Raw genomic sequence first — 24,119 nt, 5'->3', positions numbered from 1 at the left:
CTCAGCCAGGTCAAGGACTCGGTCGCCACGCTCGGGTTCACCCCGGCGCTGCGTACCGAGGGGCTGCTCGACACCGACGTGCCGGCGCCGGTGGCCGACCACCTCGTGGCGGTGCTCGGCGAGGCGCAACCAGCATGCCCCGGGTGATTCGCACCCGAATAGGGCCGAACGGCTCTGCTGTACGGGGCAGTCGGCCCTGCGCGACAATGCGGTCGCCGACCCCACGACGGGAGGATCCGTGAACTTACGTCGCGCTCCGCTCACCCCGCACCCCATCCCCTTGAGGCTCACCCCGGTCGCCGCCGTCCTGGCCGCCGCGCTCCTCGCCGTGCTCACCGCCCTCGCCCCGCCCGCCGCCGCGGCCGAGGACCAAGCCGTCCGCGGCGGCGACATGCTCTACAGCAGCACCGGACCGTCCTGCCCGGTCGGCTTCAACGCGGGCCGCGGCGGGGAGCGTTACGCCCTCATGCAGGGCCGCTGCGTCGACGCCGCCGGCCCCGTCTGGTACGCGGACGCCGCCAGGACGGTGGAGGTCGGCCGGACCGAGGCCGTGAACTTCCCCGGCGGCGACTTCGCCCTGATCCGCTACACCCACCCCGGCTTCACCTACCCCGGCGAGCTGGCCGCCGGACCCGGGGTCGTCCAGATCACCGGCGCCGCCCAGCCCTCGGTCGGGCAGCAGGTCTGCCACGCCGGCCGGACCACGGGCGTGCACTGCGGCCGGGTCGTCTCGGTCAACGACACCGTCGGCTATCCCGAGGGCGTCGTCTTCGGCCTGTTCCGCTCCGGCGTCTGCGTCGAGCCGGGCGACGGCGCCGGGCCCGCCTTCTCCGGCGGTACGGCGCTCGGGCTGATCGTGTCCGGCGGCTCGTGCAGCTCCGGCGGGGCGACGTTCTACCAGCCGGTGGTCCCCGCGCTCCAGGCGTACGGGCTCACCCTGCCCTGAGCCGGCCGGCGGCCGGGTCGCGGGGCGAACGGCCGCCGGGCGGAGGGGCGTTGTCAGTGGGCTCGGATAGAACTGATGTATGAATGCTACGGATGCCCGACGCCAGCACTACGCCTTCGCCCACGCCGTGCTCCGCGACTTCGCCCTGAGGGCACCGGAGCGCCTGCTCGCCGCCGCGCTCGACGGCTCGCTCGACGCCGAGCTGCGGGCGCTGTGGCGGCAGGCCGGGGCGGGGCTGCCCGCCGGGGAGCAGTCGGGCGACCGGCCGGTGGGCCGGCTCGTCCGGCACGACTCCGTCCTCGTCACCCTGCCGCCCGCGGTGGCGCCGCCCGAGGCGCACTTCGTGCTGGTGACGGCGCCGCTCGGGGCGCCGGTGCGCTATGCCACGCTGGAGGCGTCGCCCGACCCCGCGGGGCGGCCCGCGGCGATGCTGTGCATGTGGGCGATGACGGCGGACGGCCCGGCGCACGCGAGCACGCTGCAGTTCCTGCCGCCGCGCGAGGACCGGTTCCTGGACGCCGCGATGGAACTGCCCAGCGTGCCGCCGACGTTCGCCCTGTCCTGACCGGCTCCCCGCCCTCCCGTCCGACGGCCACGCGCCCCCGGCGCGCGCCCGACCGGCCGGAACCGGCCGTCCCGGGGGCCGGATTCAGCCTTTCTGCGGCGTCGGGTCGAGCCCTTCCTCGACCACCTCGCGGGCCACCTCGGCCAGCGGCCGGCGGTTGTTGCGGGCGTGCCCGCGCAGCAGGCGGAACGCCTCGTCGACGGCGATGCTCCGGCGCTGGGCGAGCGCGCCCTTGGCCTGCTCGATGACGACGCGGGAGTTGAGGGCGTTCTGCAACTGCGCCGCGACCGCCGTCTGCTCGGCGAGCGCGCGCTGCTGCAGGATGCCGAGGGTGGCGACGTCGGCGAGCGCCTGGCCCAGCCGCAGCTGCGCGGCGTGCAGGGTGCCGGGCCGGTCCCGGAAGAGAGTGAGCGCTCCGACCACCGTGCCCCGCATCTGCATCGGCGCGGAGGCGACGAGGGCGAAGCCCAGCTCCAGCGCCCGGCCGGTGAACCGGGGCCAGTCCGCGCGGGCCCGCGCGTGCGCGAGCGGGGTGGCGGGCACAGGTCTCGCGGTGCGGTAGCAGTCGACGGCGGGGCCCTCGCCCCACTCCGCCTCCGCCTTCGCCAGGGCGTGCGCGCGCTCGTCGGAGGCCGACGCCGTCAGCGGGGCACCGTCGTCGGTGGCGAGGACGACGCCCGCGGCGCTGACGTCGACCAGCTCGGCGCAGTGCAACGCAAGCCTGCGCGCGTGCTGCTCGACGTCGAAATCGCTGTCGAGGGTGTCGGCCAGCTCCACGAACGCGGCGGCCAGACCGTCCTCTCGCGACTCCTCGGGCATGGGGTCGTCACCTCGTTTCACGGCTGCTGTGCCGACCGGATGTGCGGCCGGACGTGCCGCCGGAGGTCACGCGCGACCCGCTGCCCGCATCCGGGTACCTACGGGGGCTGAACTCGGGAGTGGTTCCCGGTCGAGCGTGGGCGCGCACCGGGACTTGCTCCCAGGGAGGGGCGGTTCGCTCGTGCTCCGGCGACGGCCCACCGGGGTCCGGGGTGGTCGTGGCAGACAACATTAGACGGCTGCCGCACGGGGGGCGAAGCTACCCCGCGGAGGCGGGCGTTCAGCGGGCGTTCCGCGGTCGTACGCCACCGGTGATGGCATATGCCGCGGCCATACGGGCGCCCCGGACCCGCCCCGTACGAGGGCCTGACGACGGTCCGGCGGAGGGCCGCGTCCCGGCATCCGGAACAGGGTCGCCCGCACGGCGGCGCGGTGCGAGTATCGCCGCCATGGTCGACATGTCCCTCCTCGCCGCCTTCGTCGTGGCGATCTTCGTGCTCTCCATCACCCCGGGCCCCGACATGATGTTCATCGTGGCCATGGGCGGGCGGGGCGGCTCCGGCATGGGCGTCATGGCCGCCGCCGGCGTCGCCTGCGGCATGCTCGTGCACGCCTGCGCCGCCGCCCTCGGGCTCTCCGCGCTCTTCGGCGCGCTGCCGGTGCTCTACCACGTCCTGCGCTGGCTCGGCGCCGCCTACCTCCTCTACCTCGCGATCCGCGCCTTCCGCGACCGCTCCGTGCCCGGCGACGAGGACGACGCGGCGGCCGGCACGGACGGCAGGCACAGCGGGCCGCGGCCGCGCCGCGCGTTCTGGCAGGGAATGATCACCAACCTGCTGAACCCCAAGGTCATCATGTTCAACATCGCGTTCCTGCCGCAGTTCGTGGACCCCGGCCGCGGCCATCTGCCGCTGCAGTTGCTCCTCCTCGGCATCACCGGCGTCGTCGTGGGCTTCTGCGTCGACGGCTCGGTCGGCCTGCTCTCCGGCCGGCTGTCGCGGGCGCTGCGCCGCAGCCGCCGGCTGGCGCGCGGGCTCAACATCTTCAGCGGCACCGTCTTCGCGGGCCTGGCCGTACGGCTGGCGGCCGCACCCCGCTGAGCCGGCACCCGGGAGGTCCGGGCCCGGGCGCCGCCGCGCCCGCGCCCGGACGTCACGCCGAGGTGAGTCCCGCCCGGGGCGCGGCTGCGGGGACGAGCAGCGCCCGGCTCCGCTCGTCGCCCCACGCCGAGTCCGGGGCGACGTACGGGCGCAGCAGCTCGTCGAGTTCGGGGTCGGCGAGACCGGCCAGCGCGTCGGAGGCCCGCTTGCGCGCGATCCCCGCGAGGAAGTCGGCGAGCTGCACCCGCGGATCGGTCTCCGCGTCGACGAAGCGCAGTGCGCGCAGGTGCGCCCGGGGCGGCCGGCACACCTCGTACAGCCGTGCCACCCGCTCCTCGGTCAGCGCCGTCTGCCGGTCGTGCACGACGGTCACCGCCGCCCCGTCCCGCCCCCAGTACGCGACCGCCGCGGCCAGCGCCGGCAGCAGCGAGTCCAGCGCCGGTACGGTCCGCGGGTCCGCGAGGAGCGCGGCACGCAGCGCCTCGGCCCGCGGGCGCGCCTGCCGTACGCGCGCCAGCACGCGCCCCGCCTCGCCCGGCGCCCCCGCGCGGTGGAGCTCGTCGGCCAGCCGGAAGAAGCCGTCGGCCGAGGTCTCCGCGCCGCGGCGGGTATTGATCCACATCAGCTCGTTGAACGAGGCGAGGAACGCTCGCCACGGCTCGCGGCCGTAGCGGAGCGGGCCCTCGCGGTACAGATCGCCCGCCGGGCCGCGCGCATCCGCGTCCCGCAGCATCGCCGCGGCGTCCGCCGGGTCGGCCCCGGACACCAGCAGGTCCACGATCCGGGCGACGGCGAAGAACGCCTTCTCCGTCAGGTGCACGCGGGCGCGGCCGGGGAGCGGCCCGTCGGGGCCGAGGAACCACAGCATCGTGCCGCGGTGCTTCTCGCGCTGCAGGTGGTTCGCCTTGTAGACGGTCGCGGGGGAGCGGATGCGGTTCCGCAGTTCGCGGATGCAGTCGGCCGCGTCCCCGGCCGGGACCGTCACACCGGCGTGCGCGAAGACGTCGGTGATGCCGCCGACGAGGTTCTCGCCCTCGTAGCCGGACTCGTCACAGAACAGCTCCGCCCCCGCCGCGAGCGGGTCGGCCAGGGGTACGCCGCCGGGGGCGTCCGCGGGCACGCCGGAGGGCGGACCGTGCATGAGCCGCCTCCCGCCGTTGCCGAGAGCGCGACCGTACCGCGGCCGGTTCCCGCGCACGAGAGGTTTTCCGCGCGGTGCCGCCGCCCGCCGGCCCGTACCCCGGCAGGAACCGGTGGGCGGGGGCCGGCGGGCGGGGCTTCACGCCGCGGTCGGCGCGGGGCCCACCAGCTCCGACAGGACGTCCTCCATGGTGACGAAGCCCAGCACCCGCCCCTGGTCGCCGGTGACGGCCGCCAGATGGCTGCCGGCGGCCCGCAGCGCGGTGAGCGTGTCGTCCAGCGGGGTGTCGATGGCCACCCGCGTCATCGCGTGCAGAGCCGAACGCGGGAACGGGGCATCCCGCTCCGTCACCCCGAGGGTGTCCTTGATGTGCAGGTAGCCCAGCAGCGCCCCGCCCCGGTCGGTGACCGGGAAGCGGGAGAAGCCCGCCTCGGCGGCCAGCCGCTCCAGCCGCGCCGGGGTCACGGTGTCCTCGACGGTGGTCATGGTGCCCGCGGGCACCAGGATCTCGCCGACCGGCCGGGTGCCCAGCTCCAGCGCGTCCCGCAGCCGTTCGCCGTCGGCCGGCTGGAGCAGCCCGGCCTGGCTGGCGTCGGTGACCATCCGGGCGAGCTGGTCGTCGGTGAAGACGGCGGCCACCTCGTCCTTCGGCTCCACCCGCAGCAGCTTCAGCAGCGCGTTGGCGAAGGCGTTGATGCCGAAGACCACCGGGCGCAGCGCGCGGGTCACGGCGACCAGCGGCGGGCCCAGCAGCAGCACGGTGGGCACCGGCGCGGCCAGCGCGATGTTCTTCGGGATCATCTCGCCGATCAGCATGTGCAGGTACGTCGCCACCGTCAGCGCGATCACGAACGCTATCGGGTGCACGGCGGCCGACGGCACGTTCGCCGCCTCGAAGCCGGGCTCCAGCAGGTGCGCGATGGCCGGCTCGGCGACCGCGCCCAGCACCAGCGAGGAGACGGTGATGCCGAGCTGGGCCGTGGCCATCATCGCGGAGAGGTGTTCGAGACCGTAGAGCGTGATGCGGGCGCGCTTGTGCCCGCGGCGGGCGTGCGGCTCGATCTGGCTGCGCCGTACGGAGATCATCGCGAACTCCGCGGCGACGAAGAAGGCGTTCGTGACCAGCGTCAGGGCGCCGATCCACAGTTGCAGCGCGGTCACCGGCGGACCTCCTGGGCGGGCCGGCGCTGGTCGGGCGCTGCGGCCCGGCGCGGCGGCGCGGCACCGGCCGCGGCGCCGGCGGGAGCGCTGATGCGCACCCGGTCCGCGCGGTGGTGCTCGACGGCCAGGACGTCCAGCCGCCAGCCGCCGAGGTGCACCGCGTCGCCCTTGGCGGGGATGCGGGCCAGCAGCGTGGCGATCAGCCCGGCGACCGTCTCGTACGGCCCCTCCGGGGCTTCCAGGCCCAGCTCGGCGAGCTGGTCCAGGCGGACGCTGCCGTCGGCGTCCCAGGTGGGCCGGCCGTCGGCGCCGACGCCCGCCGGCTGGAGGTCGGGCAGCTCGACCGGGTCGTGCTCGTCGCGCACCTCGCCGACGACCTCCTCGACGATGTCCTCCATCGTGGCCACGCCGGCGGTGCCGCCGTACTCGTCGATGACCACGGCCATCGTGCGCCGCTCCCGCAGGCGCTCCAGCAGCCGGTCGGCGGGCAGCGTCTCGGGCACCAGCAGCGGCTCGGTGGCCAGCTCGGTGACCGCCGTCGCGGCCCGCGTCGGGGGCTCCAGCGCGAGCACGTCGCGGATGTGCACCGTGCCGACGACCTCGTCCAGGCTGTGGGCGTAGACGGGGAAGCGGGACAGGCCGGTGGCGTGGGCGAGGTTCGCGGCGTCGGCGGCGGTGGCGCCGGACTCCAGCGCCTTGACGTCGACGCGGGGCGTCATGACGTTCTCGGCGGTCAGCTCGTGCAGGTGCAGGGTACGGACGAACAGCTCGGCGGAGTCCGCCTCCAGCGTGCCGCCCGCGGCGGAGTGCCGGGCCAGCGAGACCAGTTCGTCGGGCGTACGGGCGGAGGCCAGCTCCTCGGCGGGCTCCAGGCCGACGCGGCGTACGACGCGGTTCGCCGTGCTGTTCAGATGGCGGATGAACGGGCCGAAGGCGGTGGTGAAGCCGCGCTGCGGGCCGGCCACGGTCTTCGCCACGGCCAGCGGCCGGGCGATCGCCCAGTTCTTCGGCACCAGCTCGCCGATCACCATCAGCACCACCGTGGACAGCGCCACCCCCAGCAGCGTCGCCACCGGCGAGGCCGCGCCGCCCAGGCCGAGGGCCTGAAGCGGGCCGCGCAGCAGCGTGGCCAGCGAGGGCTCGGCCAGCATGCCGATGACCAGCGAGGTCACGGTGATGCCGAGCTGGGCGCCGGAGAGCTGGAAGGTGAGCCGGCGGACGGCCTTGAGGGCGCCCTCGGCGCCCCGCTCACCGGCGGCGGCGGCCCGCTCCAGATCGCCGCGCTCGACGGTGGTCAGGGAGAACTCGGCCGCCACGAAGATCGCGCAGGCCAGGGTCAGCGCCAGGGCGGCGAGCAGCAGGAGGATCTCGGTCACCGTGCCACCCCCGCCCCGTCACTCGTTCTCCGGCGGGCTGTGGCACGGCTGGTACTGGGAGGTTCGCCCATTGCGGGACGCTGCTCCTTCGTGATCGTCGGTGTGGGTGTCCTGGAGTTTCCCGTATCGAGTGTCTCCGATACCAGGGTAAAGGGATAGTAAACCGGCTGGCGTGCCTGTGACCAGGCACGGGGCGGCGGTACCCGGGCGGGGCGGCGGCGTCAGGTCAGCAGCAGCGGGTTGTCGTTGCGGTGCAGCCAGCGCAGATACGTCTCGGTGGACCTGGCCGCCTCGCGGTAGGCGTCCTCCAGCGCGCTGTAGACGGCGTGGAACTCGCCGTCGGTGGTCGAGGCCGCCCGGGCGGCCAGAATGAGCCGTACGGTCAGCGGGTCGCCGCGCAGCGGCCTGATCGCCATGCCGGGGCGAGGCGTCGAGGTGGGCTGGCACGGGGTGACGGCCACCCCGGCCCGTACCAGGTCGGCGCCCGTCAGGTAGTCGCCCTGGATGACCCGCAGCTCCAGCCCGGCGCTGGCGAACATCCGGCGGATGCCGTGCCACTCGCCGTCCACGTGCGGGTCGACGACCCACGGGTGCCCGCACAGGTCGGCGAGCGCCACCTCCTCGCCCGCGGCCGCGGGGTGCGTCGCGGGCAGCGCGACGAACTGCGGCTCGCGCCAGAGCAGCGTGCGCTGGCCGACGCCGTCGGGTACGCGCAGCGGGCAGCCGGTGACCTCGTGCACGAACGCGACATCGAGCTGCCCCTCGGCGACCATCCGCAGCAGCGTGTTCGGCGACGGGTCGACGCGGATGGAGACGTCCGTGTCCGGGAACCGCCCGCGCAGCCGGCACAGCCAGCCGGCCACCGCCCGGTTCGCGGTGCTGCCCAGCCGCAGCCGGGGCCCGCTCTCCAGCGCGCGGGCCTCCTCGCGCGCCTCGCTGACCAGGGTGGACATCTCGGCGATGATCGGCCGCGCGCGGGCGGTCACGGAGCGGCCGAGCGGGGTCGGGCGGCAGCCCGAGCGGTCGCGTACGAACAGCCGGCCGCCCACGGCCCGTTCGATGCGGTTCAACTGTGCCGTCAGGGCGGGCTGGGAGACTCCGAGCCACCTGGCCGCCCCGTGGACACTTCCGGCGTCGGAGATCGCGCACAGCGCGCGCAGATGCCTCAACTCCAGCTCCACGCGGGGAGCATAGCCGCAAACATTTGTCAGGGGCACTACACCTATGCGCCGTTCCGCCCCGGCCGCGGGCGTCGGCGGGGGCGGGATCGTACGCCGCTATCACCGGATGAGATCTGCCCCCGGCCGCCTCTTCGCCCGCAGACTCCTCAGCGACCGACCGACCAATCGTTCGCGAGGAGAAAACCCCCATGAAGCTCTCCGGAAGACTGGTCTCCACCGCCTTGGGCCTCGGCCTGGCGCTGACCGGCCTGGCCGCCTCCCCGGCACCCGCGGCCGACCACCACGACCGGCAGACGACGCGGGCCTCCGCGGCGTACGTCGGGCATGACAAGGAACAGCAGGCGGAGAACCGGGCCTTCTTCGAGATGATCCGGGAGAAGGCGCGGGAGAAGCAGGCGGCCGAACCCGGCTACCAGGCCGTCACCATCACGTACAACGACGCCAGCGCACCCAACTACCAGGGCGACATAGCCCAGAGCACCCAGATCTGGAACAACGCCACCAACAACATCACCCTCGCCGAGACCTCCGGCTCCGGCGACTTCAGCTACCGCCAGGGCAACGACCCGCGCGGCAGCCACGCCGTGACGGACGGCCGCGGCCACGGCTACGTCTTCCTGGACCTCCGTCAGACCCAGCAGTACTACTCGCTGCGGGTCGTCACCCACGAGACCGGCCACATCCTCGGTCTGCCGGACAACTACAGCGGCCCGTGCAGCGAACTGATGTCCGGCGGCGGCCCCGGCACGTCCTGCCGCAACGCCTACCCGAACGCGAACGAAGCGGCCCGCGTGGACCGCAACTTCGGCTGAGCCGGACCCGGCTGCGGGCAGCGCCCGGAGCCGGACGCCGGCCGAGCCCGGTCCCGGCCCCACACGGAACCGGCGGGCCGCCGCCCGCGGGCCACGTGCCCGGCGGCCCGACCGCGCCCGCCCCGCGAACCTGCGGGGCGGGCGCGGCGCGCGTCCGGCCGCCCGGGGCCGGCGCGCGTCCTCCGGCGGCGTCCTACGGCCAGTAGGCGTCGAAGTTCCTGGAGAACTCCCAGTTGTTGTACCGGTCCCAGTTGATCGACCAGGTCATCAGCCCGCGCATGCCGGGCCAGGTGCCGTGGGTCCGGTACGAGCCGCAGTTGCTGCCCTTCGTCAGGCAGTCCAGCGTCTTGTTCACCTCGCCGGTCGACACGTGCCCGTTGCCCGCCTGGGTGCTGGCCGGCATCCCGATGGCCACCTGGTCCGGGCGCAGCGCCGGGAAGAACCGCTCGGAGTCGCCCGCGACCGGGAAGCCGGTGAGCAGCATGTCGGTCATGGCGATGTGGAAGTCGGCGCCGCCCATGGTGTGGTACTGGTTGTCCAGACCCATGATCGGGCCGGAGTTGTAGTCCTGGACGTGCAGCAGCGTCAGCGAGTCCCGCAGTGCGTGGATCACCGGCAGGTACGCGCCGCAGCGCGGGTCCTGGCCGCCCCACTGGCCGCGGCCGTAGAACTGGTAGCCCATCTGCACGAAGAACGTCTCCGGCGCCATGGTGAGCACGAAGCGCTCGCCGTACTCGGCCTTGAGCGTCTTCAGCGCCGAGATCAGGTTGACGATCGACGGGGTGGTGGGGTTCCGGAAGTCGGTGTCGCCCGCGTCGAGCGAGAGCGAGTGGCCCTCGAAATCGATGTCGACGCCGTCGAGCCCGTACTCGTCGATGATGCCGCCGACCGACCGGACGAAGGCGTCGCGCGCGGCCGTACTGGTCAACTGCACCTGCCCGTTCTGGCCGCCGATGGACAGCAGCACCTTCTTGCCCGCGGCCTGCTTGGCCGCGATCGCCGCCTTGAAGTCCGCCACCGGCTCCACGTTCGGGCACTCGGTCTGCGGGCAGAGCCGGAAGCGGATGTCGCCGGAGGTCGACGAGGTGGGCTCGCCGAAGGCGAGGTTGATGACGTCCCAGCTCGCCGGGACGTCCGCGAGCCGGGTGTAGCCGGAGCCGTTGGCGAAGCTGGTGTGCAGATAGCCCACGAGGGCGTGCGGGGGCAGGGTGCCGCCGGGGTTGCCGCCGCCGTCGCCGGTGGTGGCGCTGACGGTGGCCGACCTGGCGGACTCGCCGGCGGCGTTGGTCGCGGTCACCTCGAAGCGGTACGAGGTCCCGGGCGTCAGCCCCGTGACGGTGGCGGAGGTGCCGGTCACGGAGGTGGCGCGGGTGCCGTCGCGGTAGACGGTGTAGCCGGTCGCGCCGCTCACCGCGCTCCAGGACAGCGAGACGGAGGTGGCGGTGGTGGAGCTGACCGCGAGTCCTGAGGGGGCGGCGGGGGCGGTGCCGGGGTCGCCGCCGGGGCCGGTGAGGGTGAGGTCGTCGGCGTGGTAGGCGGGCTGGCCGTACCAGCCGTGGGTGTAGACCGTCACCGAGGTGGTGTGCGGACCGGTGGTGAAGGACGTGTTCAGCTCGGTCCAGGTGCTCGCGGCGGGGGTCCAGTCCGCGACGTCGGTGGTGCCGGTGCCGCGGGCGCCGAGGTAGGCGTACGAGCCCTGCACCCAGCCGCTCAGCGCGTACTGCGAATCGGGCCGTACGGGCACGGTCTGGGTGCACTGGCCCTGGTCGCCGCCCGACGGCTGGACCCGCAGGGCGGAAGCCCCGCTGCGCACGGGGCTGGAGACCGCGGAGCCGCTGCCGGCGGAGCAGCTCCAGCCGTCGAGTCCCGCCTCGATGCCGCCGTTGCGGACGAGGTTGGGCTCGGCGGCGGCCTCGGGCGCGGTGGCGCCGGCGGCGGTGCCGGAGAGCACGCCGCCCAGCAGGGCGAACGCGGCGATCAGGGCCGCGAGCGGGACGCTGCGGCGGAAGCGGTGTCTGGAGAAGCGCAGGAATCGGTCCACAACTGCCTCCACGGCTTGGGGTGTTGGGGCCTGGCGGGGGATGCGCGAGGGACAGGTTGGTCCAGACCAATAATGATGTCAAGGGGACGCGTACACGTCAGGGCGCGCACGCCGTCCGCGTACGCGCCCTGTGCTGCCGCCGTGCCCCGTCGTACGGGTGCCGTCCGTCCGGGGGCTTCCTCAGAGGCCCGAGATCCGCCCGTTGCGGAAGAGGTCGACGAAGATCTGGTGGTCGGCCCGCGCCCGTACCCCGTAGTCGTGCGCGAAGTCCACCAGCATCTCCGTGAACCCGTCGGCGTCCGCCGAGATCGCCCCGTCGATCGCCTGCTCCGTCGAGAACGGCACCAGCGAGTGCCCGCTCTCCGCCACGTCCGCCGCCGCGTGCATGGTGGCGGTGGCCCGGCCCAGGTCGCCCACGACGGCCGTGGCCTGCTCCGGGTCGTCGATGTCGGACCAGTCCAGGTCCACCGCGTACGGCGACACCTCCGCGACCAGTTGCCCCGCCCCGTCCAGCTCGGTCCAGCCCAGCCACGGGTCGGACGCGGCCTGCAGCGCGCGCTGCGAGATCACCGTGCGGTGTCCCTCGTGGCGGAAGTAGCGGCGGATCGCCGGGTCGGTGATGTGCCGCGCGACCGCCGGGGTCTGGCCGCGCTTCATGTAGATGACGATGTCGTTCTCCAGGGCGTCGCTGTGCCCTTCGAGCAGGATGTTGTACGACGGCAGCCCCGCGCTGCCGATCCCGATGCCCCGGCGGCCGACGACGTCCTTCACCCGGTACGCGTCGGGGCGCCGCTCCCGGCCGCCGGAGGGCAGCGTCTCCAGATAGCCCTCGAAGGCGTCGAGCACCCGGGCGCGGGTGGCCGCGTCCAGCTCGATCGCGCCGCCGCCGGAGGTGAAGCGGCGCTCGAAGTCCCGTACCTCCGTCATCGTCTCCAGCAGCCCGAAGCGGGTGTGCGCGCGGGCGGTGCGCAACGCGCCGAGGAGCGGTCCGGAGGCGGTGTCGAGGGTGAAGGGCGGCACCTCGTCGTCCTTGGCGCCGGCGGCGAGGGCGCGGATGCGCTCGCGGTAGGCGTCGGCGTACGCCCGCACGAGGCCGGAGATCTGCCCGTCGCTGAGCGCCTTGGTGTAGCCGATGAGCGCCAGCGAGCCGGCCAGCCGCTTGACGTCCCAGGTGAACGGGCCGACGAACGCCTCGTCGAAGTCATTGACGTTGAAGACCAGGCGGCCGTTGGCGTCCATGTACGTGCCGAAGTTCTCGGCGTGCAGATCGCCGTGGATCCAGACGCGGCCGGTCTGCTCGGTCAGGAACGGATCGCCGCGCTCGCCGGCCTCCAGATCGTGGTAATAGAGGCAGGCCGTCCCGCGGTAGAAGGCGAACGCCGAGGCGGCCATCTTGCGGAACTTCAGCCGGAAGGCGGCGGGATCGGCGGCGAGCAGCTCGCCGAATGCGGAGTCGAAGACGGCGAGTATTTCCTCGCCGCGCTGAGCGTCCCTGGTGTCCGTGACCATGCGCCTCACGATACCGGCGCGGCACCCCGGGACAGGGGCGCCCGGGGCGTGCGGTCCGCGCCCCGCCGGGGCGGGCGGGGCGCGGGGCGTACGCCCGGCAGACGCGCGCAAACGGCGCGCGCCTGCCGGGTGCTTCGGCTGTCCGAAGCCTGCCTGCCGTTGCCTGCCCGCCGCGTCAGCGGCGGGGGCGCGGGCCGACCGCGAGCGGGACGCCCGTACGCTGCGACTGCGCCACCGATGCCGGCGAGTCCTCGCTGCGTGCCGCGTCCTTCGGGATCTCCGGCTCGGCCGGCTCCGTGGGCCGGTCCGCCGGCGGGGTGTAGCCCTCCAGCGTCGCGTTGCCCCAGACGTACGGGTCGGCCTGGGCGCTGCCGAACGGCGACCACGCGAGCCGGGTCTGGCCGGTCTTGTCGTCGGTGTCCGAGTCGTACACCAGGACGTTGAGCGCGAACTTCTCCGGGTCCGCGGCGGCCGGCAGGTCGGCCAGCGCGATCTTCGCCTCGATCGTGTAGCCCTGGTACGGGTCCGAGACCAGCGAGACCACCCGCATGCCGGGCGCCGTGGTGGCCGCCGGGCCCTGCCGGTTGTCGCCGTCGCGCTCGGCCGCCGCACCGCCGCCGTTCGCGGTGTACGGGAAGATGCCCGTCTTGAACGTCGTCGAGGTGTCGTCGGCCGTGCCGCGCGGGTCGAGGGTGATCTCGACCGCGTCCGTACGCCAGTGGCGCTTGGCGTCGCTCTCCTCCAGCGCCGTGCCCCTGCGCTCGTCGGTGACCTTGACGAACACGTACAGGTCGTCACCGTGCCGCGAGAGCTTCGCCGTCGCCGAGATGTCCTCCGCGCCGACCTTCTCGCCCTCCCAGTGCACCAGCGGCAGTTCGGGGCCCGGGTACTCGCCGGGGCGCTCCACCCCGTCGAGCACGGGGGCGGTGGCGACCTCGGGGATCGTCGTGGCCGGGGCGGCGGGGTACGCCGGCTGGGTGTCGTTCGCCAGCCACGGCAGGCCGACGCGCTCCGTCCAGTCGCGGAACTCCGCGTACAGCGGGCGCAGCTCGCCCTGGGGCCGCACCTTCGACTTCACGGCCTTGCCGTTCGCCGCCAGGACGGTGTACCAGTCGGAGCCCAGCTGCTCGGGGTCGGTCGGCACCTGCGGCGGCCGCGCGGCCCAGCCCTGCGTGACGTACTTGCGGGCGGCGTTCCGCTCGACCTGCGCCCAGCTCGTGCCGTACTCCTTGCTCTGCGTACCGGTGAAGACGCCGAAGACGGGCAGCCCGCTGGCGCGGTCCGTACGCCGCTGCTTCGGGGCGTCCGGGCCGAGCAGGCTGCCGAAGCCGTAGTTCTGCGCGAGCAGCAGCCGCGGGCGGTGCGGGCGGTAGCCCTCCTTGGTGATCTGCGAGCGGAACGCGCGCGGGTCGCCGGCGAGGAAGAACGCCTCGATCGCCAGCCGCGCGGACAGCTGGTGGCCGCCGTGCTGGTTGAAGGGGCGCGGGTCCATCGTCACGACCGTGTCCGGGGTGGTGGCGCGGATCAGCCGGACGACGCGCTCCAGCGTGTCGTCCACGTCCCAGATCGCGGCCGTCAGCGGGCCGGACAGCGTGTACCAGAAGTCGGGCTTGTCGAGGTAGTAGATGTTGTCGATGCCGGCGAGGCCGACCGCCTCGCGCTCCTCGTCCTCCCGCATCTGCCCGAGCGGCGGACCCTCCTCCGGGCCGACCGCGTTGCCGCCGCCCTCGCCGCGGGTGACGGTGAGCACGCCGGTGCTCAAGCCGTGCTGCTCCCGCCACTGCCCGAAGGTCGCGAGGTTGCCGCACTCGTCGTCCGGGTGCGCGCCGACGAAGAGAACGTCGTTGTGGGCACGGTCCCGCCGTCCCGGCGGCGCCTTGCGCGGACGCGGCACGCTCCAGTCGTCCGCCCACGCGGACGGGGCGGTCGCGCCCAGCGCCGTACCGACGATGCCGGACACCAGCGCGGCCGAGACGAGCCGCCGGCTCGGTCCCGACCGGTCCGCGTCCTGTGCCCGAACGGGCTCCGTTCTGTCCCCCTGTGCCGAGTTCGTCACCGATGGCCTCCCCTTGACGTACGTGGTGAGCCCCGCTTGATGAGGCTCACGACCGCCTTTCTAAGCCAGACCGGGAGCCGGGGCAAGGGGTTTGTCAGGACATCTTGTCAACTGGACGTCAGCCGCCGTCTCCCGGTGCGCCCCGTGGTGTTCCCAACTGTCGGCACGGGAACGGGAGTACGAGACATATCGCACCGCGTGTGACAGAGTTCGGATCATCCGACGGCGTACTCCGGAATGCATGTGACCACCGAGAACGGCGGGACGGCCTGGCTGAGCACGTGGCCGGGACCTCCTGGACCCCGCCCGGGATCGTTTTCACGAAGCCGCCATAGCCGGGGCGGCGGCACCGGCGGCCTCCCGCGGGCGAAGGTCAGCGCAGGGCCGGTACGGTGCCGCCCGCCGCCCGGGCGAGGCCGACCCCGCGCAGCCCGCCGCACCACCCGTCGGCGATCTCCGCGAGCCGGGCGGCACCGGGCGGGGTGCGGCCGAGGCCGATCGCGTACCGCGCGCACGCCGGCCCGGTCTCGAACGGCCGGGGCCAGGCGTGCGCGTCCGCCGCGCCGGTCTCCTCCAGAGCCGTCAGCAGCGCCGGCAGACGCCCCCGGACGCGCCCCAGGGTCTCCTCGAACTCCCCGGCCAGGTCCCGGCGTACGGTCAGGACCGCCCAGGCCGCGTGCCGCCGGTGCAGGGGCGGCGGCGACAGCAGCTCGGGCCAGGGGTCCCCGCCGGTCTCCGCCGCCTGCTCCAGCAGGGCCCAGGCGCGGTACAGCTCGTCGGCCAGCAGGTCCCGGAAGCCGGCGGTCACCTGCCCGGTGCAGGTACGGACCGGCGCTGTGGGGGTGAGGACGACCACCGGCGCCCGCGGTCCCGTGGCCGCGGTGCCGAGGGCGACCGGATCCCGCCAGTCCCAGGCGGCCCAGGTGCCGAAGAAGTGCACCAGCAGGTCCGGCGCGGCCGGTTCGACGGCCTCGCGTACGGTACGGGCCGCCAGCACCGACCAGGCCAGGCCCGGCAGTCCGCCGAACGGGGCCGAATCGAGGCCGCGGGCCTTCGCCCACGCCTTCACCCGGGTCGCGAGCCGGACGAAGGCGGGGTGACGGCCGCCGACCGCGGTCCGTACCGCCTCCGCGTCGCTCACCGCGCTCAGGGCGATCGCCGCCGCCTCGCCCGACTCGGCGCGCCGGGCGACCGCTTCGGCGGGATCGAGCGCTCCGGTGGCGGCGACGACCAGGTCGACGTCCAGGCCGCCGGTGCGCAGCCGCAGGCCCGGCACGCGGGCGCCGGTCACCTGCCGCACCCGGGTGGCGTCCGGCAGTGCGGCGCTCACCCGCGCCCGTACCCCGGAGAGGCCGGCGTCCCCGGGCAGCGCCGCGACCAGGTCCAGATCCGCGCCGGCCAGGGCGCAGCCCATGCGCCGCGATCCGGCGAGGTGGACGACGCCTTCCCCCAGCGCCCCCGAGATGCGCCGCACGATCTCGCGCGCCCGGGCGTCCTCGGCCTCGCCCGCCGCGGCCGGCACGGCGGCGGGTCCGGCGGTGCCCGGCGCCACGTCGGCCTGCACGCCGTAGTGGTCCGAGACGTACAGCCCGTCCGGCGTGGGGGAGTCGCCCCGCAGGGCGGCCCCCGTCGCGCGCAACCGGCCCGGGCGCAGGAGGACGCGATCCAGCCGGGAGGCCCGGCCGGACAGCGAGGACACGGCGGCCAGCGGGTTGACGCCCGGGTCGAACGTGGGCGTCCGGTCGCCGGCGCCGTGGACCTCCGTCCAGACGTCCCGCAGCCCGAGCGCGGTGGCGGGGGCGTCACCGCCGTCGTTGAAGTCACCGACCAGGACGAGGTCGCCGGCCACGCCGCGGAGTCCCTCGGCGAGCCGGCCCAGTTGGGCCCGCCGCAGGGCGGGGCCGTCGGCGGAGTGGTCGCTGCTCAGATGCGTCGTGGCCACGACGAGGGGACCGGTGCCGGTGTCCACGGTGAGGGCGGTGACGGCCTTGTGCGGTCCGAGCGCGTGCCAGCCCGCCTCGCGTACGGGCAGCCGGCTGAGCAGCAGCAGCCCGCAGTCGGCGACGCCCTTGCCGCCGGGGTCGGTGCCCAGGGTGTAGCCGGCACGGACCCAGGGGGCCCGCATGAGCAGGGTGAGCAGATCCGCCTCGACCTCCTGGAGCGCGATGACGTCCGCGTCGGCGTCCGCCAGGGCGGCGAGCAGCAGCGGGCGGCGCCGGACGGTCTCGATGCGGTCGCTGTCGTAACGGTCCCACAACGTGTTCCAGGTGAGGATCCGGACGCCCGCAGCGCCCGGCACCGCGGGCGGGGGGTCGTCGGCGGGGCGCCAACCGGCCGCCGGCTCCCACCGGAAGGGCGTTGCGGCGGTGAAGAAGGGGGCGCTCAGCAGACGGGGACTGCGCCTTCGGCCGGCGTCCGAGGTGTCGATACGGTCCACGCCGGTGGCGCGGTCCCAGAGCAGTTCGCCGTCCGCCTCGACGAACACGATCCGGTGCCACGGAATGTCGCCGCCGGGGACGAAGGAGGGCAGCGGGACCCGCTTGGGCGCCGCGCCGCGCTGGTTGATCCCCAGCACGAACCTGGCGGGATCGAACCGCGGGTCCCAGCGGACCCGGTGGTATATCTCGTCGCTCGTACGCATCACGCCTCGCCCTCGCCCTCGCCCTCGTCCGCGGGCCCGGCCAGCGCGCCGGCGGTGTCGGCGACCGTTCCGTCCGCGCCGGCGTACCAGGTGCGGTGCGCCTCGCCCGGATAGGGCGGGGTGAACCGGTGCACCTGGGCGATGAGCACGTCCGGCGGCACCGGGTGCGCCCGTGCCCGGTTGCGCCGTACCAGCTCGTCCTCGTCGACCAGCGCGACCACGTGGGTGACCAGGGCGTCGCGGCGCGCTGCCACCCGGTGCACCGCGGCCCGCTGGTGCCGGTTGAGGGAGGTGGCGTCCCACACCGCGGTCCCGCCGCCGGCCAGCGCCGCGTCGAGCCGGTCCAGACCCGCCCGCAGGACGTCCCCGTTGGCCCGCTGGTCGGCGCGCGAGCCCCGGGCCGTGCGCAGGTCGTCCAGGCAGACGTACGCGCCGGTCCCGGCGAGGTTCCCGGCGAACGTGCTCTTGCCGCTGCCGGACGGCCCGACGAGATGGACGAGCTTGGGGAACGACCCGGAGCGCCACCGCCAACTCGCCGCCACCGCCTCCGCGACGGTGGCGATCCGCCCGGCGGCGTACGCGTCCCGCGCCTCGGCCCAGCACCGGTCGGCGGCGTCGGAGCCGAGGCCGTCGAGCGCGGCCCGCAGCCCGGCCCGCAGCGGCTCCAGCGGCGCCGGGCCGAGCAGCCCGGCGTCCTCGGCGTGCAGGGCCGACCACTCCACCTGCTCGCGCGCTCCGGCGCCCCGCGCGAGCGCCCCCGCGACCGCGTGCAGCACCCCCAGGTCGGCGGCGAGCGCGAGGCGTACGAGACCGGCCCGGCGGTCGCCGTCCGGCCAGGGACGCTGCAGACCGGCGAACAACCCCACCAGATCGGCGACACGGCGCGCGGCAGGCATGCCCAGCGGCCCCGCGAGCCGGGGCGCGAGCCACGCCCGGCGCGACCCGTGGAGCATCGCCGCCAGCACTCCCGCCAGCCGCGCGTCGCCGTACCGGCCCAGCCCGGCCAGCCTCGCGGACACGTCCGCGACGGCGGCTTCCGCGGCGGCCGCATCCTCCGGGACGGCGCCCACCGCGGCCGACAGCGACGCCACGTCGGCGGTCCCGCCCGAACGCACCGCCCACAGTGCGGCCTTCGGACCCCGCCCGTTCTCCACGACGGCGGCGTGCATCCAGTGCGTGTCGGTCTGGACGTGTCCCCGGCGTACCCACTTGGCGACGCGCTGCCCGAACTCCGCGAGGCCGAACCCCTCGACGGCGCGCACGACATACCCCTCCTGCCGCGCGGTGTCCAGCCGCAGCGCCCGCAGCACCCGCTCGTCGAACACCCCGCGCCACAGCACCGGCGGCACCGGCACGCCCCGCCGCCGCAAGAACCGGACCGTCCGGTCCCAGTCCAGGCAGCGGTCGCCGTCCCAGACGGAGAACCCGTAGAACCAGCTCTCCAGGTCCTCGTAGGCGATCGAGTGGCGCGCGAAGACGTTCTCGCCGCACACCCGCCAACCCCGCGGTATCTCCCGGCCGATCCGCCCCTGCAGGCCCTTCACCCATGCCCGCGAGGGATGGTGCGCCGAATCCGGCGACCGGGCGTGCAGCCCGTCGGTGTAAAGGGTGGTGTTCTCCCCGTCGAGCTTCTCGGTGACCACGACCTCGCGCCCCCGCAGCCCGGACAGCTCACCGGCCCGTACGTCGTCCGAGGCCGCCCCAGGCGACCACGGGAGATGCGGTGTACGGGGATAGTGCACACGCATGATCCGGCTCCGTGACGCTGTCGGGTCCGGCCACTGTAGAAGCGCCCGGCAGCGCGCCTCCAGCGAATAACCCGGCGGGCCGGGCAGGGCGGCGAAGACGCCGTCGTCCACCCGCTGTGGCGCCCGCTGCACGAGGCCGAGGGCGGCTGGTTCTGGTGGGGCGCCAAGGGCCCCGGGCCGGCCAAGGAGCTGTGGCGGCTGATGTACGAGCGCATGACCGGCCACCACGGGCTGCACAACCTCGTCTGGGTGTGGAACTCCGTCGACCCGGCCTGGTACCCCGGCGACGACGTCGTCGACGTCATCAGCGCCGACACCTACCCCCCGGTCGGCGATCACGGGCCCGCCAGCGGGACGTACGACAAGCTGGTCGACCTCGTCGGCGACAAGAAGCTCGTCGCCATGACGGAGACGGGCTCCATCCCCGACCCGGACCTGCTGCAGACCTATGAGGCGGACTGGAGCTGGTTCACCACCTGGAGCGGCGAGTTCATCGACGACGGCGAGCACAACCCGCTGCCGTTCCTCCGGCGGGTGTACGAGCACGAGTACGTCCTCACGCTCGACGAACTGGGCGACTGGCGCTCCCACCCCCCGGCCCGGACCGGCTGAACCGGGGGGTGCACGGGGCGGTCCCCGGCCCGGCGGGCCCGCCGCCGGCCTTCGTCCGGTGGGCGCAAGACGTCGAACGCGTCCGTGCGGGGGACGCCCGGGACGGGCCGCCGGGTCCGTCCTGCGGGTCAGGGCAGCAGTGACTCCCGCAGCACCCGGCCCTCGGACTGCGTCGGCGGGTCGACCCCGAGGATCGCCGACATGGTCGCGGCCAGGTCGACGTGGCGTGGGTTCCGCGGCGGGCGTCCGCGCCGGATCCGGTGGCCGGCCAGGATGAGCGGGATCTCGGTCTCCGCGCGACTTCCGTGGCGCCCGTCGAAGCCCTCGGCCGGCGGGGTGAAGGACAGCGCGTACGGTGCCGCCAGTTCGAGCACCAACTGGCCGTACTGCGGCGCCATCCGCAGCGCGGCCTGGTCCGCCTTGCCCAGCACGGTCGCGACGCCTTCGACGTCCGCCAGCGCCGTGCGGGCACGGTCGGTCGCGGCGGTGTCGGTGGCCGCCGCACCCAGGAGGTGCACGGACGCGATGCTGCCGCCGGAGACCAGGACGGCATCGGTCTCCGGCGCCGGCCGGCCGCCGGACCCGATCACTTCGGGCGTGAAGCCCGCGGCGGCGAGGGCGGCGACCGCCTCGGCCGCCATCGGCGTGTTCCAGCCCGTCATGCCGTGGTCGCCGGTGACCACCCAGGTCGTCCGGCCGAAGAGGCCGAGATCCTTGACCGTCCGGATCAGCCGCCCGATCTCGGCGTCGGTCTCGCGCATGGTGTCGAGCATCCGCGGGTCGTCGGGCCCGAAGGAGTGCCCGTCGCCGTCGAGGTCGCTGGAGTAGACCGCCAGGAAGTCCGGTCGGCGGGTGAGGGTCACCCTCGTGCCGCCGCTGTTCACGGGCTGCCCGGTGAGCATCGCGATCGCGTCGTCGACGCGCGCGCCGATGCGCCCGCCCGGCTGGGTGTAGAGGCCGTCGGGGTCGCCGTACGCCGTGCCCTTGTCCTGCAGGATGAACCACTGCGCGGACCCGATCCGGATGCCCTGCGGTCGCCACGCCTGGGCGAGTCCCTCGACCGCGCTGTCGCGGCTCTGGCCACGGACGACGCCGGCCGCCTCGTCGTAGTAATAGGCGGCGTTGCGGGTGCGGTCCGGGTGGGCGCCGCACGAGACCGCCGTCCACGACTGGTTGGTGATGCTGGCCATCACGCCGGTGCTGGTGGTCACCGAGCCGGTCCGCACCAGTGACATCAGGTGGGGCATCGGCGCACGGCCGTCGAGGTAGTCGATGTCGAAGCCGTCGAGGGCGACGAAGATCAGCAGGCCGCGCTTCGGGGCGGCGTACGCGGAAGCGGCGGCGAGGGGGGACGCGAGCGCCCCGGCCACGGCGCCGGCGAGGACACCGCGCCGGGACAGAGAGGTGGTGGACATGGCGCGACCGTAGAAGCGCCACTCTCCCGGCCGGCGAGCACGGGGTGAACGGGCCGCGAATTCCCGCGTCCCGGCGTTCCGGACGCACCACGGACTCCCCCGCCGCAGCGGAGAGCGCCGGTGAGGACACCGGCGCTCTCCGGTCTGTCAGTACGGCCCGTATACGTTGTCGATCGACCCGTACCGGTCGGCCGCGTAGTTGCACGCGGCGGTGATGTTGGCCACCGGGTCGTAGCTGTCCGTCGAGGTACCGGGGACGTGGTACGCCTCGAAGGTGGGCGCGATGACCTGGAGCAGGCCCTTGGAGGGCGTGCCGTTCACGGCGTTGATATCCCAGTTGTTGATGGCCTGCGGGTCCCCCCCGGACTCACGGATGATGTTGCGGTGAATACCCTCGTAGGTCCCGGGGATACCGTGCTCGGCCATGATGTCGAGCGACTCCCTGATCCAGCCGTCGAGGTTGTCCGGGTAGCTCGTGACGGTCGCGCTGGCGGTCTTCAGGCCCGACTCGGATTCCGCCTCGTCGGCCTTGTCGGCCTTGGCGCCGAGGACGAGTTCGAGGCCCGGGAGGATGAAGTGCGGGTTGCCGCCGACGGCCTCGCGGTTGTCCTCGTACAGCTTCTTCCAGCCGCCGCGCACGCCTTCCCTGTCGGCGATCTTCGCCAGGGAATCTCCGGTGACCACGGCGTACGTGGCCGCTGCCGCGCCGGCGGTCGCCGCGGCGGGGGCCTCGGCGCGCACGCCGCTCTGGGGGGCGGAGGCGGGGACGGAGCCGGCCGCGGAGGCCGAGGACGCGCCGATCAGCGGAGCGGCGATCGCGACGCCGCTGACGCCGGCGAAAGTGATGCCGCGGGTGATCAGGCGCAGCTTGGGACGGCGGTGCTTACCTTTTGCAGGCATGGGTATTTCTCCTCAGCGCCTGCGAGGTGAGCTGTCGGGTTCGGGCTGGAGATGCCCGGCCGCACCACGGTGCGACTTCACCCCAAGCCGTTCCGGAATCCGGACCGGCGACTTACCTATGGGTCCCCCGCTCCTGCCGTGTGTGATTAGGGAACGGTTTCCGGATGGCGGCAGGATTCGGCGTCCACCCGGCTGGCGCAGACTTAAGCATGTCTTTCCGGTCCGGACAAGCTGCGGAACCCGTCCGGTCAGCGCGGGACCGGCTTCGCGGCCGGACGAGTGCCGCCGCGGAAAGCGGAGCGGGCCGCAACTCGCTTTCGGGATAAGGAAACTGTGAATTCCCGCCGTGGGCGCCCGCGGCCGAACGTGATTCGCGTCACCGGACACATGAGGTCCGATCGGTCAGAAGCGCGGGGCGATCGGGGGCGAATCCTTCAAATGGTGCGTATCGCCCCGCAGGGAATATCCGACAAGTCCGTTTGTTCCGGACCGTCTGGCTGCCGGGTCTGTGCGGAGGGAATTCACGAACCCGTAGTGGGGGGACCCGCTCGTCCGCGGGGACGACGAGGCGTCAACTGACCAAAGGAAATGACGTCTTCGGAATCACCGCCGGATTACGGGCGGAAGGTGCGCAGTTGGAGTGAGCGGCGTGAAATACCGTCGCCAACTCCCTCAGCACTCCACCACGTTGACCGCGAGGCCGCCGCGGGCGGTTTCCTTATACTTGACCTTCATGTCCGCGCCCGTCTCCTTCATCGTCTTGATCGCCTTGTCGAGGGAGACGAAGTGCTGGCCGTCGCCGCGCAGCGCCATGCGGGCCGCCGTGATCGCCTTGACCGCCGCCATGCCGTTGCGTTCGATGCACGGGATCTGGACCAGGCCGCCGATCGGGTCGCAGGTCAGGCCCAGGTTGTGTTCGATGCCGATCTCCGCGGCGTTCTCCACCTGTTCGGGGGTGCCGCCGAGGATCTCGGCGAGGCCGCCGGCGGCCATGGAGCAGGCCGAGCCGACCTCGCCCTGGCAACCGACCTCTGCGCCGGAGATGGAGGCGTTCTCCTTGAAGAGCATGCCGATCGCGCCCGCCGCGAGGAGGAAGCGGACCGCGGTGTCTTCCTCCCCGGCGCGGCTGTCCCTGCCCGGTACGAATTCCGCCGCGTAGTGGAGGACCGCGGGGATGATGCCCGCCGCGCCGTTGGTGGGGGCGGTGACGACGCGGCCGCCCGCGGCGTTCTCCTCGTTGACCGCCATCGCGTAGAGGGTGACCCACTCCATCGCGTGCGCCGCCGGGTCGCCCGCCGCGCGGAGCTGGCGGGCCTCGCCGGCGGCGCGGCGGCGGACCTTCAGGCCGCCGGGGAGGATGCCCTCGCGGCCGGTGCCGCGGGCGACGCACTCGCGCATGACCCGCCAGATCTCCAGCAGTCCGGCGCGGATCTCCGCCTCCGTGCGCCAGGCGCGCTCGTTCTCCAGCATCAGCGACGACAGCGACAGGCCCGTCTCACGGGTGCGGCGCAGCATCTCGTCCGCGGTACGGAACGGGTGCTTCAGCACGGTGTCGTCGAGCTTGATCCGGTCCTCGCCGACCGCCTCCTCGTCGACGACGAAGCCGCCGCCCACCGAGTAGTACGTCTTCTCCAGCAGCGTCCCGCCGTCCGCGTCGTACGCGGCCAGCGTCATGCCGTTCGCGTGGTACGGCAGCGAGCGGCGCCGGTGCAGGACGAGGTCGGCGGAGACGTCGAAGGGGATCTCGTGGTCGGGCCCTATTTCGGCGCCCAGCAGGTGCAGCCGCCCGGTGGTGCGGATGCGTTCCACCTCGCCCTCGGCCCACTCGATGTCGACGGTGCGCGGCGAGTGGCCCTCCAGACCGAGGAGGACGGCCTTCGGGGTGCCGTGGCCGTGGCCGGTGGCGCCCAGGGAGCCGAAGAGTTCGGCGCGTACGGCGGCGGTGTGGGCCAGCAGGCCCTCGTTCTTCAGCCGGCGCGCGAACAGCCGGGCCGCCCGCATCGGGCCGACCGTGTGCGAGCTCGACGGGCCGATGCCGATCGAGAAGAGGTCGAAGACGGAGATGGCCACTCGGGACTCCCTTGTCCTTGCGTGGG

General features: G+C 74.0%; 18 protein-coding genes and 1 riboswitch. Of the genes, 5 read left to right on the top strand and 13 right to left on the bottom strand.

What is annotated here, in order from left to right; all coding sequences use genetic code 11:
* Positions 1 to 238 precede the first annotated feature (238 nt).
* Both ABGA99_RS30005 and ABGA99_RS30000 read left to right on the top strand, forming a co-directional pair.
* On the top strand, positions 239 to 946 hold the full coding sequence (locus tag ABGA99_RS30005) for a S1 family peptidase (protein ID WP_347583845.1): 708 nt from the start codon (positions 239 to 241) through the stop codon (positions 944 to 946).
* A 79-nt stretch (positions 947 to 1,025) separates the two neighbouring features.
* Entirely contained in the window at positions 1,026 to 1,511 is a 486-nt protein-coding gene (locus tag ABGA99_RS30000) for a hypothetical protein (RefSeq protein ID WP_347580649.1), read from the top strand.
* An 84-nt stretch (positions 1,512 to 1,595) separates the two neighbouring features.
* Here ABGA99_RS30000 and ABGA99_RS29995 read toward each other — a convergent pair whose 3' ends face one another.
* Positions 1,596 to 2,330, bottom strand: a complete 735-nt coding sequence (locus ABGA99_RS29995; protein ID WP_347583844.1) for a GAF and ANTAR domain-containing protein — start codon at positions 2,328 to 2,330, stop codon at positions 1,596 to 1,598.
* A 449-nt stretch (positions 2,331 to 2,779) separates the two neighbouring features.
* Between ABGA99_RS29995 and ABGA99_RS29990 the strand changes: the two genes are divergently transcribed.
* Positions 2,780 to 3,430, top strand: a complete 651-nt coding sequence (locus tag ABGA99_RS29990; RefSeq protein WP_347583843.1) for a LysE family translocator — start codon at positions 2,780 to 2,782, stop codon at positions 3,428 to 3,430.
* 52 nt (positions 3,431 to 3,482) lie between these two features.
* Here the strand turns inward: ABGA99_RS29990 and ABGA99_RS29985 are convergent, their stop codons facing one another.
* The 4 genes from ABGA99_RS29985 to ABGA99_RS29970 all read right to left on the bottom strand — a co-directional run bounded on the left by ABGA99_RS29985 (position 3,483) and on the right by ABGA99_RS29970 (position 8,277).
* Positions 3,483 to 4,571, bottom strand: coding sequence for a hypothetical protein (locus ABGA99_RS29985; RefSeq protein WP_347580646.1), 1,089 nt, complete (start codon positions 4,569 to 4,571; stop codon positions 3,483 to 3,485).
* A gap of 138 nt (positions 4,572 to 4,709) precedes the next feature.
* On the bottom strand, positions 4,710 to 5,732 hold the full coding sequence (locus ABGA99_RS29980; protein WP_347583842.1) for a hemolysin family protein: 1,023 nt from the start codon (positions 5,730 to 5,732) through the stop codon (positions 4,710 to 4,712).
* On the bottom strand, positions 5,729 to 7,108 hold the full coding sequence (locus tag ABGA99_RS29975; RefSeq protein WP_347583841.1) for a hemolysin family protein: 1,380 nt from the start codon (positions 7,106 to 7,108) through the stop codon (positions 5,729 to 5,731). The genes ABGA99_RS29980 and ABGA99_RS29975 overlap by 4 nt, the downstream gene beginning before the upstream one ends.
* A 221-nt stretch (positions 7,109 to 7,329) precedes the next feature.
* Positions 7,330 to 8,277, bottom strand: a complete 948-nt coding sequence (locus tag ABGA99_RS29970) for a LysR family transcriptional regulator (RefSeq protein ID WP_347583848.1) — start codon at positions 8,275 to 8,277, stop codon at positions 7,330 to 7,332.
* 200 nt (positions 8,278 to 8,477) lie between these two features.
* Here ABGA99_RS29970 and ABGA99_RS29965 point away from each other — a divergent pair, with 200 nt between their 5' ends.
* On the top strand, positions 8,478 to 9,101 hold the full coding sequence (locus ABGA99_RS29965) for a snapalysin family zinc-dependent metalloprotease (protein ID WP_347580643.1): 624 nt from the start codon (positions 8,478 to 8,480) through the stop codon (positions 9,099 to 9,101).
* A 193-nt stretch (positions 9,102 to 9,294) separates the two neighbouring features.
* Here ABGA99_RS29965 and ABGA99_RS29960 read toward each other — a convergent pair whose 3' ends face one another.
* The 5 genes from ABGA99_RS29960 to ABGA99_RS29940 form a co-directional block, all read right to left on the bottom strand.
* Positions 9,295 to 11,142, bottom strand: a complete 1,848-nt coding sequence (locus ABGA99_RS29960) for a glycosyl hydrolase family 18 protein (protein ID WP_347583840.1) — start codon at positions 11,140 to 11,142, stop codon at positions 9,295 to 9,297.
* Between the two features lie 180 nt (positions 11,143 to 11,322).
* Complete coding sequence (locus tag ABGA99_RS29955; protein WP_347583839.1) at positions 11,323 to 12,651, bottom strand: DUF2252 domain-containing protein; 1,329 nt, start codon at positions 12,649 to 12,651, stop codon at positions 11,323 to 11,325.
* Positions 12,652 to 12,826: 175 nt separating this feature from the next.
* The gene (locus tag ABGA99_RS29950; RefSeq protein ID WP_347580640.1) at positions 12,827 to 14,707 is read right to left on the bottom strand and encodes a sugar-binding protein; all 1,881 of its coding nucleotides are present in this window, start codon (positions 14,705 to 14,707) and stop codon (positions 12,827 to 12,829) included.
* Positions 14,708 to 15,080: 373 nt separating this feature from the next.
* Positions 15,081 to 17,348: a poly(A) polymerase gene (locus ABGA99_RS29945; protein WP_347583838.1), complete on the bottom strand. Its 2,268-nt coding sequence runs from the start codon at positions 17,346 to 17,348 to the stop codon at positions 15,081 to 15,083.
* Positions 17,348 to 19,096 (bottom strand): RNA ligase family protein, encoded by a 1,749-nt coding sequence (locus ABGA99_RS29940; protein ID WP_347583837.1) that lies wholly within the window; start codon positions 19,094 to 19,096, stop codon positions 17,348 to 17,350. The genes ABGA99_RS29945 and ABGA99_RS29940 overlap by 1 nt, the downstream gene beginning before the upstream one ends.
* 66 nt (positions 19,097 to 19,162) lie before the next feature.
* On the opposite strand from ABGA99_RS29940, the gene ABGA99_RS29935 reads away from it, so the two are divergent.
* Positions 19,163 to 19,708, top strand: a complete 546-nt coding sequence (locus tag ABGA99_RS29935; RefSeq protein ID WP_347583847.1) for a glycosyl hydrolase — start codon at positions 19,163 to 19,165, stop codon at positions 19,706 to 19,708.
* Between the two features lie 128 nt (positions 19,709 to 19,836).
* Here ABGA99_RS29935 and ABGA99_RS29930 read toward each other — a convergent pair whose 3' ends face one another.
* From ABGA99_RS29930 to ABGA99_RS29920, 3 genes are all read right to left on the bottom strand, one after another.
* Complete coding sequence (locus ABGA99_RS29930; protein WP_347583836.1) at positions 19,837 to 21,123, bottom strand: alkaline phosphatase family protein; 1,287 nt, start codon at positions 21,121 to 21,123, stop codon at positions 19,837 to 19,839.
* 147 nt (positions 21,124 to 21,270) lie between these two features.
* Positions 21,271 to 22,023: a LysM peptidoglycan-binding domain-containing protein gene (locus ABGA99_RS29925; protein WP_347580637.1), complete on the bottom strand. Its 753-nt coding sequence runs from the start codon at positions 22,021 to 22,023 to the stop codon at positions 21,271 to 21,273.
* A 1-nt stretch (position 22,024) separates the two neighbouring features.
* Positions 22,025 to 22,216: riboswitch (cyclic di-AMP (ydaO/yuaA leader) on the bottom strand.
* Positions 22,217 to 22,695: 479 nt separating this feature from the next.
* Positions 22,696 to 24,093: an L-serine ammonia-lyase gene (locus tag ABGA99_RS29920; protein WP_347583835.1), complete on the bottom strand. Its 1,398-nt coding sequence runs from the start codon at positions 24,091 to 24,093 to the stop codon at positions 22,696 to 22,698.
* Positions 24,094 to 24,119: the final 26 nt, after the last annotated feature.

Origin of the sequence: Streptomyces sp. B5E4, assembly GCF_039871555.1 — a bacterium.
GTDB lineage: Bacteria > Actinomycetota > Actinomycetes > Streptomycetales > Streptomycetaceae > Streptomyces.
This window is presented reverse-complemented; position numbering and strand designations above follow the sequence as displayed.

What these genes read in the sequence shown, in the direction of transcription:
- ABGA99_RS30000 (WP_347580649.1), top strand. Translation starts at nt 1,026, where the DNA reads ATGAATGCTACGGATGCCCGACGCCAGCACTACGCCTTCGCCCACGCC.
- ABGA99_RS29995 (WP_347583844.1), bottom strand. Translation starts at nt 2,330, where the DNA reads ATGCCCGAGGAGTCGCGAGAGGACGGTCTGGCCGCCGCGTTCGTGGAG.
- ABGA99_RS29990 (WP_347583843.1), top strand. Translation starts at nt 2,780, where the DNA reads ATGGTCGACATGTCCCTCCTCGCCGCCTTCGTCGTGGCGATCTTCGTG.
- ABGA99_RS29985 (WP_347580646.1), bottom strand. Translation starts at nt 4,571, where the DNA reads ATGCACGGTCCGCCCTCCGGCGTGCCCGCGGACGCCCCCGGCGGCGTA.
- ABGA99_RS29965 (WP_347580643.1), top strand. Translation starts at nt 8,478, where the DNA reads ATGAAGCTCTCCGGAAGACTGGTCTCCACCGCCTTGGGCCTCGGCCTG.
- ABGA99_RS29955 (WP_347583839.1), bottom strand. Translation starts at nt 12,651, where the DNA reads ATGGTCACGGACACCAGGGACGCTCAGCGCGGCGAGGAAATACTCGCC.
- ABGA99_RS29945 (WP_347583838.1), bottom strand. Translation starts at nt 17,348, where the DNA reads ATGCGTACGAGCGACGAGATATACCACCGGGTCCGCTGGGACCCGCGG.
- ABGA99_RS29940 (WP_347583837.1), bottom strand. Translation starts at nt 19,096, where the DNA reads ATGCGTGTGCACTATCCCCGTACACCGCATCTCCCGTGGTCGCCTGGG.
- ABGA99_RS29930 (WP_347583836.1), bottom strand. Translation starts at nt 21,123, where the DNA reads ATGTCCACCACCTCTCTGTCCCGGCGCGGTGTCCTCGCCGGCGCCGTG.
- ABGA99_RS29925 (WP_347580637.1), bottom strand. Translation starts at nt 22,023, where the DNA reads ATGCCTGCAAAAGGTAAGCACCGCCGTCCCAAGCTGCGCCTGATCACC.